The following is an 11982-nucleotide window of genomic DNA, read 5'->3' on the forward strand; positions in this document are numbered from 1 at the left end:
GTTAAACTTGAATTTCATTTAAAAGTCCTCCATCTACACTTCAAATTTTTCTTTATCTTTAAAGTATTTGTTTTTCATTTTAAGTGCAACATTAACCAAAGCAATCATAACTGGAACTTCCACAAGTGGACCAATTACTGCAGCAAAGGCTTCGCCTGAGTTAATCCCAAATACACCAACAGCGACAGCAATCGCAAGCTCAAAGTTATTGCTTCCTGCTGTAAAGGAAAGAGATGTTGCTACTGGATAGCTCGTTCTCATTTTCTTAGACATAAAGAAAGATATAAAGAACATCAAGACAAAGTATAATAGAAGGGGAATCGCAATTAATACTACATCAAGTGGTAATTCTACTACTTTATCTCCTTTTACTGCAAACATAATAATTGTAAATAAAAGAGCAGATAAAAGATTTACAAAACACTAAAGATGAACAATTTAAACAATTAAGTAATATGCAAAATCTTTTTGACCAACAACAACGTCAAGCCTTACAGGATAAAAAATTACTAGAAGAGTATAAATCAGAAATCAGTGGACTTATCGTCCGGACTTGAAGTCGGAAGAAGCACTTTGGCAAAACTTTAGAGGCCATTTGAACCGAATAAATTTAGCAGTATTGGAAGAGCAACTATTAACGGACAAAGAATTTAAGCAAGTCAAAGTCGAGTTTTCACGTTTGACCGGAACGCCTTTTTTAGCTTCTCAATGGCTTAGAGGAGAAGACGGGGTGGCTCAAGTTTTATTAGAGCGAGAAGATGGGAAAAAAGTGACTTTAGAAGCCTTTAGAAATAAGGATATCTCAGGAGGAACTTCTTCTTATGAGGTAGTTCACCAAGTGTTCCCAGATTCCTCTAGAGTAGATCGTGGAGATGTGAGCTTGCTGATTAATGGGATCCCAATCATTGGGTAAAGATAGGAAAACAAAGGCAATAATAGCTGGTTATATTTATTTAAAAAACAAGATGGTTACATTTATTTTAAAAAGACTTGACAAGAATGGTTTACAATAGTAAACTTATCTCAAACATTTACGTTTACGCATGTAGACAATAAGGAGGAAAAGAGAATAAGTACAATAGTAGTTAGCCCTCATATCACAGATACTGAATGGGAAGTTATGCGTGTAGTCTGGGCGAATGGTCGAGTGACTAGTAAAGAAGTCATCTCCATATTGAAAGAAAAAATGGACTGGAAACAAGCCACTATCAAAACGCTCTTAGGTCGACTGGTTGAAAAAGGCGTACTAAATACAGAGAAAGAAGGTAGAAAATTTATTTATACTGCCAATATTGAAGAGAAAGAAGCCGTAGGAAAGTATACAGACGATATTTTCAACCGTATTTGTCGAAAGAATGTCGGGAATGCAGTAGGGAGTATCATTGAAAATCATGTCTTAAGCTTCGATGATATCCAGCGACTAGAAGAAATATTAGAGATGAAAAAAGCTTTCGCAGTAGAAGAAGTGGATTGTCAGTGTACAGAAGGGCAATGCGATTGCCATTTACATCATCATGGAGAATAAGGAGCGAAAAAATTGGAGAATAAATCGTTTGCCATAGAAGGTATGACCTGTGCGTCTTGTGCGCAGACAGTAGAAAAAGCGGCAAAAAAAGTACGTGGGGTCACACAGGCTTCCATGAACCTAGCAACAGAAAAGTTGAGTATAGAATACAATGAACCAACTTTTTCGGTAAAAATCTACAAAAAGCGTTGGATGATTCAGGGTATGAACTGATTGCCCAAGAGGGAAAGACGCAAACCTTTGCAATTGAAGGGATGACCTGCGCATCCTGTGCACAGACAATTGAAAAAGCCGTCGGAAAGTTGTCGGGCGTAGATAAAGCTTCAGTCAATTTAGCGACAGAAAAAATGCAAGTTTCCTATAACCCGTCAGCAATTTCAGTATCTGATGTGACTGGTGCTGTATCCAATAGTGGTTATGCAGCCGTATTAGAGACTACGGATACTCAAGATAATTCACGAGCAGAGAAGCGTGATAAAAAAGAATGAAGCAACTTTCAAATCGTTTTGGGATATCCATTATATTTACAATCCCTGTATTAATTATATCTATGGGTCCAATGGTAGGTATGCCTCTACCAAATATCGTTGACCCAATGATAAATGCATTTAATTTTTCTCTTTTACAACTTATTCTGACTTTGCCGATAATGGTAGTAAGCTGGGAATATTTCCAGAAGGGATTTAAAACTTTATTTAAAGGTCACCCAAATATGGATCCCCCTGATTGCGCTTGGTACGGCGTCTGCATTTGTTTACAGCCTTGCTGCGACAATTGAGACAGGCCTGGGTTACGGCAACTTTTCCAATTTACTTTATTATGAAGTAACTGGAGTTATCTTGACGCTCCATACATTAGGGCTATTTTTAGAAGAACGCTCAAAGGGGCAAATGTCCTCAGCTATTGAAAAATTAGTTAACTTGGCTCCTAAAACAGCTCGAGTAATACGTAATGGTGTGGAACAAGAGATTACTGTGGACGAAGTCGCTTTAGGAGATGTTATTCGAGTTCGTCCGGGAGAAAGTATGCCTGTAGATGGTGTTGTTGTTGAGGGGCGCACTTCAGTCGATGAATCAATGCTGACAGGAGAAAGTATCCCCGTGGAAAAGGAAAGTGGAGACGAGGTTATTGGGGCTAGTATCAATAAAAATGGTTCCATTGATTACCGCGCGACTCGAGTGGGAAGTGATACAACTCTATCTAAAATCATAAAATTAGTAGAAGATGCTCAAGGGTCTAAAGCACCCATTGCTCGAATGGCCGATATCATTACCGGATATTTCGTACCGATTGTTATAGCATTAGCCGTTTTAGCAGGGATTGCTTGGTTAATTGTAGGTCAATCTGGAATATTTGTTTTATCCGTTATCATAACAACCCTTGTCATTGCTTGTCCTTGTGCCTTAGGTTTGGCGACTCCAACAAGTATTATGGTTGGAACCGGAAAAGGGGCAGAACATGGTGTCTTGATAAAAAGTGGTGAGGCGTTAGAAACCACTCATAATTTAGACACGATTGTATTTGATAAAACAGGGACACTGACAGAAGGTAAACCTATCGTGACGGATATTTTGGTAACTCCTCTTATTACTAAAGAAAATATTTTATATTATGCAGCTTTCGGTGAAACAGGTTCTGAACACCCATTAGGCGAAGCCATCGTACAGAAATCAAAAGAAGAGAACATGATATTAGCTAAACCAGATCATTTTGAAGCGATTCCTGGACACGGGATTCGAGTTGAAATTGAGGGCAAAGATATGTACAGTGGAAACCGTAAACTGATGCTAGAGCAAAAGATTGATTTATCAAGCATGGAAAAAGAATCCGATCGTTTAGCAGACGAAGGAAAAACACCGACGTATCTCTCTGTTGATGGAGAACTAGCTGGAATTATCGCAGTAGCTGACACACTCAAGGAAAATAGTATGAAGGCTGTTAAAGAACTTAGAAGACGCGGTGTTGAAGTAATCATGATTACTGGAGATAACAAACGAACAGCCAAAGCGATTGCTAAGCAAGTGGGTATAGACAGTGTATTAAGTGAAGTATTACCTGAAGATAAAGCAGAGGAAGTCAAAAAACTACAAGAGGCAGGCAAGGAGGTAGCGATGGTTGGAGACGGCATTAACGATGCACCCGCATTAGCTCAAGCAGATGTTGGAATTGCAGTTGGATCAGGTACAGACGTGGCGATTGAATCGGCTGATATTGTCCTTATGCGTAATGATTTAACCGCTGTATTGACTGCGATTGATTTAAGTCATGCAACGCTACGAAACATTAAACAAAACTTGTTCTGGGCTTTTGCTTACAACCTTGTAGGTATTCCAGTTGCGATGGGTCTTTTGTATATTTTTGGCGGACCATTGATGAGTCCAATGTTGGCGGGGCATTCGCCATGAGTTTCAGCTCCGTATCGGTCTTGCTCAATGCTTTACGGTTAAGACGATTCAAACCAGCAGTTGTTTAGAAAACACGTAGCTTATCTGGGATTTAAACTTCTTCCTATTCTATATAATAGGAGAAGATAAAAAAAGGGGAATAAAATAATGAAAAAAGAAGTCTTATTAGATGGCGTAAAATGTGCAGGTTGTGCGAACACGGTACAAGAAAGATTTTCAGCTATTGAAGGGGTTGAATCTGTAGAGGTTGATTTAGCGACTAAAAAAGCAGTACTTGAAAGTCAAACAGAGATTGATACCGAAACGCTCAATGCTGCTTTAGCAGAAACTAACTATTCAGTATTAAGTGCATAAAGTACGAATACCATTTATTCATAGATAGTAGCTAGAGATAAAGTATAGAACCCTTTTCGTGAGAATTATATGCAGTGTTAGATGAGAAAGTTCTAAAACTTTAAAATCAGTCTCTAATTATAATAAGGAGGAATTAAAAATGAGGAATAACAAAAAACATTCGTCACATAGTCATCATAATCACGGTGACATGGATCACTCAAAACACGACCATAATGAAATGGAACATAGTCAGATGGATCACAGTCAGATGGATCACAGCAAGATGAATCATAGTGCGATGGATCACAGTGAAATGGATCATGGCGCAATGGGAGGGCATGCCCACCACCATCACGGTAGCTTTAAGGAGATTTTCTTGAAGTCACTCCCATTAGGAATTGCAATCTTACTCATTACGCCTATGATGGATATTCAGTTGCCTTTCCAAATTATCTTTCCTTATGCAGACGTTGTAGCAGCTGTATTGGCAACAATTCTATACATTTATGGCGGAAAACCATTCTACATGGGTGCGAAAGATGAGTTTAATTCAAAAGCTCCAGGCATGATGTCCTTGATTACTTTGGGAATAACGGTTTCTTATGCCTATAGTGTTTACGCAGTGGCCGCTCGATATGTGACCGGAGAACATGTCATGGACTTCTTCTTTGAGTTTACAACGTTAATTTTAATCATGTTATTAGGACACTGGATTGAAATGAAGGCATTGGGTGAAGCAGGGGACGCGCAAAAAGCATTGGCTGAGTTGGTGCCGAAAGATGCTCATGTTGTTTTAGAAGACGATTCGATTGAGACTCGCCCTGTGTCTGAACTTCAGATTGGAGATGTTATCCGTGTTCAAGCAGGAGAAAATGTTCCAGCTGATGGTATCATTATCCGCGGAGAATCCCGTGTAAACGAAGCGCTTGTGACTGGGGAATCGAAACCAATTGAAAAAAAACCCGGAGATGAGGTCATCGGTGGATCAACCAATGGTGGCGGAGTCCTCTATGTGGAAATAAAGCAGACGGGCGATAAGTCCTTCATTTCTCAGGTTCAGACATTAATCAGCCAAGCACAAAGCCAACCATCTCGAGCAGAGAATGTGGCTCACAAAGTAGCTAGCTGGTTGTTCTACATTGCCGTTGTAGTAGCTTTAATCGCTCTAGTAGTCTGGATGATCATTGCGGATCTGCCTACAGCCGTTATCTTTACTGTGACTGCGTTAGTTATTGCCTGCCCACATGCTTTGGGTCTTGCTATTCCCTTGGTAGTATCACGTAGTACTAGTTTGGGTGCAAGCCGAGGATTACTGGTTAAAAATAGAGAAGCTTTGGAATTAACTACTAAAGCGGATGTTATGGTATTGGATAAAACAGGTACTTTAACAACTGGTGAATTTAAAGTGTTGGACGTCACTGTTTTGAGTGATAAATATTCTGAAGAAGAAATTACAGGCTTGTTGGCGGGTATAGAGGCGGGCTCCAGTCACCCGATTGCCCAATCGATTGTGAACCACGCTGAAGCGAAAGGCATTAAGTCAGTTTCCTTTGACTCCATTGAAATCGTTTCGGGAGCAGGAATAGAAGGGGAGGCGAACGGCCACCACTATCAATTAATCAGCCAAAAGGCATACGGAAAAGCATTGCGTATGGATATTCCGAAAGGCGCTACTTTAAGTATCCTTGTAGAAAATAATGAAGCAATCGGCGCTGTCGCATTGGGAGATGAACTGAAAGAAACTAGCAGAAACTTGATCGAGGTGCTGAAAAAATACGGAATTGAACCACTCATGGCTACTGGTGATAACGAGGAAGCTGCACAAGGAGTTGCAGAAGTTCTAGGTATTCAATACCAAGCCAATCAATCTCCGAAAGATAAGTACAAGCTGGTCGAGTCCATGAAAAACCAAAACAAGACGGTTATCATGGTGGGAGACGGGGTCAATGACGCACCTTCCCTTGCCTTGGCAGACGTAGGTATTGCAATCGGAGCTGGAACGCAAGTAGCTTTGGATTCTGCGGATATTATCCTTACTCAGTCTGATCCAGGGGATATTGAATCCTTTATCGAGTTAGCAAACAAGACGACACGTAAAATGAAACAAAACTTGGTATGGGGAGCAGGGTATAACTTTATCGCGATCCCAATAGCTGCAGGAATACTAGCACCAATTGGCATAACATTAAGTCCAGCAGTCGGTGCCGTCCTGATGTCACTTTCGACTGTAATTGTTGCCATCAATGCTATGACATTGAAATTAGAGCCAAAATAAACAGTTATTTGGCACATGAAATAATTGAATGACCTTATCGTGTAAAAATACAATAGTTTCACAGGAAAGGAAGAGATGAAATAATTTAAAAAATCATCTCTTCCTTTTTGCTTAGAAGTCAATAAATTGGACTATTTTTATTCAGTTACTTAGGCAACATTTGAGATACGATTTCGATTATAAAAATTGATATACCAACCGATGGCTGCTTGGACTTCAGTTAATGTTTGGTATACCTTCAGATACACCTCTTCACGCTTCAATATTGAATGAAACGATTCCATACGGCCATTATCGTACGGATGGCCTTTGAGTGAATATGAATGTTTCAAGCCATAATTTTGGCATTTAATATTAAACTCAGCACTCGTGTATTGTGACCCCATATCTGAATGAATAATGAGTGGCTTTCGATGCTTATCTAACGACATCTGTAAGGCACTTGTGGCTAGCTCGGCTGTCATTGTATCGCCCAATACTTTTCTCTTCTCAGGATCCAAAACGGTCGCTAAATAGACCCATCTGTGATTAGTCAACTGAATATAAGTGATATCTGTTTGCTAAACACCGCTCAAATCATGCAAGTGTCTAATCAGATTGGGTTTTTGATCAACCGTCACAACAGTTTTGGGTTTGCGATAACGTTTTTGCATGCGGGATTTAATCCCTAATTCACGCATCAATTTGAGTGTCATATACTCAGATACTTTCGGACCGTCGGTTTGTTGACTATAAGCAGTAATAGGACGATAACCATAAAATTAAAAGGTTTTCCAAACGTCTAAAATATAAGGTTTCAGGGATTCTCTACGTTTTTCTTGTCGACTGGGCTGCCAATGGCGCCAGTTGTAATAGGTACTAGGTTGTCAGTAAATAAACAAAAACTTTTGTAAGTGTGCTATTATAAGTCATATAGGTCGTGCGCTTTCTAATTCTTAGTGGTTTAAGATTAGGATAGCACGTGACCTGATATAATTAAGTTGTAACACCTGTGTATAGTTTGGTAAAATACATACATAATCCAAGGAGATGTTACAAAGACAAACAATCGTTACGAGCCTGAGCTCAAACAAAAGGTTCTTCGCCTCTATCTGGAAGAGGGACGAACCAAGAAAAGCCTGACCGAAGAATATAATCTTGGACAAGGCACGCTGACATACTGGTTACAGCAATACCGCAAAGAATGCGATAACAGCCCAACAAAACGGGAAGAATCTGATTCATACGAAGTTGCAAAAAAGCTACGCAAAGAAATTGAAGAACTCAAAAAGGAAAATGATTTTTAAAAAAAAGCGGCAGCATTCTTTGCGAAGGAAATCGATTAGCTCAGTACCAGTTCATCCAGAAATATCAACAGACATTTGGGGTCAGATGGCTTCTTAGAAGAATGAACATCTGTTCAAATGCTTACTATAATTATCTTAAAAACAAAAAACATGCTTATCGTCAGGAAAAGGCAGAGATTCAACGTAAAATTGTTGAAATCTACCACCGCGAAAATGGAGTTCCTGGATACCGAATGATGAACGATTATCTTAAGGGTATCGGAAGCATTCGTTCAGATCTGACAATACATCATTTTATGAATGAATTGGGCTTACGTTCCATCACACGTCGAAAGAAACCAAACTATGTAAAAGGAACTGCCAATAAAATCTTTCCAAACCTTCTGAATAGGGAATTTGATGTAAAAGAACCCAATAAAATATGGTGTACTGATTTTACATATTTAACTCGTCCAGATGGAACAATGCGTTACAATTGCACGATTATAGACCTTTGCGGTCGTGAAGTGGTTGCATCATTAAACAGCAGTCATATCGATACTGAGTTGGCAAAGGAAACCTTGAAAATCGCACTAGAACGTCGAAAACCAGCAAAAGGAATTATCCTGCATTCTGATCAAGGGCGTCAATTTACCGCAAAAGAATTCAATAAATTTTGTGATAAAAACTATGTCCAACAAAGTATGAGCAAAGCAGGCTGTCCATATGACAATGCCGTTATGGAAAGATTCTACAATACGCTCAAACACGAATTCTATTATCTCTACAAGTTTGATTCAAATGACATTCTTGACCAAAAGCTCTATGAATTCGTTTATGGGAAATATAATCACGTAAGACCACATCGTGCAAACGGTGGACTTACACCTTATGCTGCACGATGTCGTGCAGCGTAAGAAATTTTATACACTAGTGTTACAAAAATGCTTGACTAGGTCAAACTATGTATTCACTTCTTTTAGGGTATAATTTCAAAAAAGAAAAAGACTTATCTTACTTAGCATCATTTCATGCACGTTTTGAACAAATTCATCCGTTCGCTGATGGTAATGGTCGTGTAGGACGTTTAATTCTTTACAAGGAATGCTTAAAAGAAGGAATAACTCCATTCATTGTTGATGACACCAGAAAAGCAGACTATTACAATGCACTAGAACAATTTCAAGCTTATGATAACCATCAACCCTTAATTGATTATTTTGCTAGCGAACAAAAATTTTATGCAAATTACCTTAAAAACAAAGGATTTGCAGGGAAAATAAACGATAGCAAAGACAGAGATGTTATCAATAAAAAAAGTAAAAGTGCTGATGATAGCCATAAAAAGCCAAACAAAACAAAAGGTTTTTCGTTATAATTATATATAACTGTGTTTATAAAAATATTTATAATTATATATATAACTATAATTATAAACACAAATATAAATATAGTTATATTTAAAAACTCTTCATTTCCATGAGGAGTTTTTTTGTGATAGTTTATCCAAAATTAGGTAAAATATCTGTATGACAGGTATGAGATTTGATGAAAAGAGTTTTGTTATTGAATTAGAAGATAAACGTAAATATGACTTTTTAAAAAGAGTTGAAACGTATGATGCAAATATTGCCTCAGCAATGCGGATAGCTGGATACAAACGTATCAATCAAACAGAGAGAACGGTTGCTTTTACTTTTGGAGAAGTAACTTTTTCAAGGTCTCGCTGGAGAAAAGGAAGCAAAACACGTTGTCCTGTTGATGAATGGCTAGGACTCAAAAAGTACATGCGTTTTTCTCCTGAATTGGTTTGCCATGTAGCTAAAATGGCTACAGTAATGTCATATCGTCAAGTGTGTCATTTTGTTAAAGAGTTTTATCATCTTGAGATTACTAAGGATACTGTTTTAAAAGCCGTTAAGCGAGCTGGGGAATTGCTATCTGAAAAAGAAAAATTTCGCTTTTGGCTAGAGGAAGAACCGACCAAGAAAATTAATCCAAAAATCCTTTATATTGAAGGCGATGGCGTGATGGTGAAATCATCAGATTCTGCTAGAGATGACAAAAGAAATGTTGATTTAGCACACTTTCTTCTTCACACAGGTTCTAAAAAAATTGCTAAAAATCGTTATGTTTTGGAAAATAAGCATGAGATAATTCACACAAATTATGAAAAGGCAAAAGAAGAATTACTAGACTATTTGTATAATCATTACGAGATTACAGATGAGACGATATTAATCACTAATTCTGATAATGGTAAAGGCTATACTCCAAAAGTTTTTCAAGAAATTAAAAAAGCGCTTGGCATTAAAATACACGAGCACTTTTGGGATGCTTATCATCTAAACGAAAAGATAAAAATATTTTTTAAAAAATATCCAGCCGAGTTAAAAGAACTAGCTTTTCAGGCAATCAATAGCCATAAAAGGGAATTGATGAAAACCGTTCTTGACACCGTAGAGTCTTTAATTGCTGATGGAGATGATGAAGAACACTATAATTATTTTAATTTTCGCCGAAAAATTCTTAATAATTTCAAATACACAAAGCCTGCTAAATTAAGAAATTTATCAGCCAAAGGAATAGGTGTCATGGAGAGTCAGCATCGAAAAATAACCTATCGGATGAAACACAGGGGAATGTATTGGTCATTAAAAGGTGCTTATACAATGTCGAGATTAATTATTCTAGATAGAATTAATCTTGTTGATGATCTATTTTTTGGTAATTGGCGAAAAGAGTATGAATACTATCAAAATCAACGTTTAAGCGTTGGTTATCTCCGAGAAGCGAAGGAACAAACGATATTTAAATCACGCAAAATTTTTCAACGTGCTGGGAAATTTACTTCTCTTGACCGCCAAAAATTTAAGTATTAAAAACTTTAAAATTTTTTGGATTTTAAGGCTTTTTTTAGTTGTTTTTGTTTGCATTTTTCTGACAATTTTGTTATAATATCATTATAGAAAATCAAAAAAAGGAGCAGAAGCGGGTAACTTCTACTCCACCGATTAAGACAAATCTACACTTTGCTTAATCAGTCTGAAGTTATTGTAACACAAAAAAGCCAATAAAGTCAAGACTGAAGCAAGGAAACCTTTGTTTCGGTATTTTTTTTGAAAAAATTCAACAGAGAAATCTCTTGATTTATAGGCTTGATGATTATTCTCAAAAAAATAGACACAAACAAACAAAAAGTAGAGCTTGACAGTTAGACGGACTTATTATAAAATAGTATGGTATGTTTAGTAACTGATCAAATATAGCCGGCTAAACGAATACGAAAATCTATTAGGAGGTATTCATCGTGAAACGTACTTATCAACCAAGTAAAATCCGTCGTCAACGTAAACACGGATTCCGTCACCGTATGTCAACTAAAAATGGACGTCGCGTGCTTGCTGCTCGTCGTCGTAAAGGACGTAAAGTTTTATCTGCTTAATGATAGACTATCCGCCAGTGCTCGAGTCTGGCGGTCTTTTTTTATTTATCAGAAAATGAAAACGAATTCTTTTACTTATCTAACTGAAAATGATAGACTTTAGGTAATTTAAAGATAGGAGGACACTAATATGTCTGACGAAAAAATTAAAGCAAAACTTGACCAGGTTAAAGGTGGTATCAAGCAAGTTGTTGGTAAGGCAACTGAAAATAAAAAACTAGAAGCAAAAGGCATGGTCGAAAAGACAATTGCTAAGGGTAAAGAAATTGTTGATGATATCAAAGAAGGCTCTGAGGGGGCTGTTGATAGTATCAAGAAAGCATTAGATAAGAAAAAATAGTAATTAAATCACAGTTTCACGTTGAAATTGTGGTTTTTTATAAAAATTTTTTAAGATTTTATGAAAAAACGGCAAAAAATGTAGTATAATACATATGAAAGCGATTTTATAAAAATACATGGGATAAAATAAAGGGAGGTTTTTGTCGATGAAGGAAATTAGTATTTATGTCAGAATTATTGATTTGATTTTGCTGGTTCTAGCATTTTTAGATAATGGTGTGAAAAGTGTCTTGATTTTAGCTGCAGTTATTTTCTTTTTATCAGCATTAATGCAAGTCATTATGTCTTATAAACGAGTGAAATTGAGTCACCACGTTTAAATGATGAGTTGTCTTTCTTTATTTTTAGGAAGTCTTCTTAGAGCTATTTTTTAGCAAAATGGTTCTGAG

At 37.2% G+C, this 11982-nt stretch carries 9 protein-coding genes and 5 pseudogenes; 11 read left to right on the top strand and 3 right to left on the bottom strand.

The annotated features are described in order from the left end of the window. Window positions 1-33: 33 nt before the first annotated feature. Window positions 34-408: pseudogene (locus STRINF_RS04450) on the bottom strand (arsenic resistance protein); the annotation flags it as partial. Between the two features lie 115 nt (window positions 409-523). Between STRINF_RS04450 and STRINF_RS04455 the strand changes: the two are divergent. From STRINF_RS04455 to STRINF_RS04490, 5 genes and pseudogenes are all read left to right on the top strand, one after another. Beyond that, window positions 524-907: pseudogene (locus STRINF_RS04455) on the top strand (type I restriction endonuclease); the annotation flags it as partial. A gap of 162 nt (window positions 908-1069) precedes the next feature. After that, window positions 1070-1525: a CopY/TcrY family copper transport repressor gene (locus STRINF_RS04460; protein ID WP_039671262.1), complete on the top strand. Its 456-nt coding sequence runs from the start codon at window positions 1070-1072 to the stop codon at window positions 1523-1525. Between the two features lie 12 nt (window positions 1526-1537). Further along, window positions 1538-3998, top strand: a pseudogene (locus STRINF_RS09895) (heavy metal translocating P-type ATPase). A gap of 79 nt (window positions 3999-4077) precedes the next feature. Further along, on the top strand, window positions 4078-4284 hold the full coding sequence (gene tcrZ, locus STRINF_RS04485) for a copper chaperone TcrZ (RefSeq protein WP_002294571.1): 207 nt from the start codon (window positions 4078-4080) through the stop codon (window positions 4282-4284). 139 nt (window positions 4285-4423) lie between these two features. Further along, window positions 4424-6541: a heavy metal translocating P-type ATPase gene (locus STRINF_RS04490; RefSeq protein ID WP_006531837.1), complete on the top strand. Its 2118-nt coding sequence runs from the start codon at window positions 4424-4426 to the stop codon at window positions 6539-6541. A 149-nt stretch (window positions 6542-6690) separates the two neighbouring features. Here STRINF_RS04490 and STRINF_RS10140 read toward each other — a convergent pair whose 3' ends face one another. Beyond that, window positions 6691-7092 (bottom strand): DDE-type integrase/transposase/recombinase, encoded by a 402-nt coding sequence (locus tag STRINF_RS10140; protein ID WP_099390967.1) that lies wholly within the window; start codon window positions 7090-7092, stop codon window positions 6691-6693. Between the two features lie 9 nt (window positions 7093-7101). Continuing rightward, window positions 7102-7287, bottom strand: a pseudogene (locus STRINF_RS10735) (IS3-like element IS1520 family transposase); the annotation flags it as partial. Window positions 7288-7560: 273 nt separating this feature from the next. Between STRINF_RS10735 and STRINF_RS09900 the strand changes: the two are divergent. From STRINF_RS09900 to STRINF_RS10310, 6 genes and pseudogenes are all read left to right on the top strand, one after another. Then, window positions 7561-8723, top strand: a protein-coding gene (locus tag STRINF_RS09900; RefSeq protein WP_115283783.1) for an IS3 family transposase whose coding sequence is annotated in 2 segments (ribosomal slippage) — window positions 7561-7825 and window positions 7825-8723 — 1164 coding nt in all. Because the reading frame shifts where the segments join, the coding sequence is not laid out codon by codon here. A gap of 41 nt (window positions 8724-8764) precedes the next feature. Beyond that, window positions 8765-9184: pseudogene (locus STRINF_RS04505) on the top strand (Fic family protein); the annotation flags it as partial. Window positions 9185-9335: 151 nt separating this feature from the next. After that, window positions 9336-10688, top strand: a complete 1353-nt coding sequence (locus STRINF_RS04510) for an ISLre2 family transposase (protein WP_006531843.1) — start codon at window positions 9336-9338, stop codon at window positions 10686-10688. A 428-nt stretch (window positions 10689-11116) separates the two neighbouring features. Beyond that, a complete protein-coding gene (gene rpmH, locus STRINF_RS04515; RefSeq protein WP_002885866.1) occupies window positions 11117-11251 on the top strand; it encodes a 50S ribosomal protein L34 in 135 nt (44 codons plus the stop codon). 130 nt (window positions 11252-11381) lie between these two features. Continuing rightward, complete coding sequence (locus STRINF_RS04520) at window positions 11382-11591, top strand: CsbD family protein (protein WP_006531845.1); 210 nt, start codon at window positions 11382-11384, stop codon at window positions 11589-11591. 148 nt (window positions 11592-11739) lie between these two features. Continuing rightward, window positions 11740-11913 carry a hypothetical protein gene (locus STRINF_RS10310; protein ID WP_006531846.1) on the top strand — a complete coding sequence of 58 codons (174 nt, stop codon included), beginning with the start codon at window positions 11740-11742 and terminating at the stop codon, window positions 11911-11913. The last annotated feature ends 69 nt before the right edge of the window (window positions 11914-11982 follow it).

This window comes from Streptococcus infantarius subsp. infantarius ATCC BAA-102 (genome assembly GCF_000154985.1).
GTDB classification, from domain to species: Bacteria; Bacillota; Bacilli; order Lactobacillales; family Streptococcaceae; genus Streptococcus; species Streptococcus infantarius.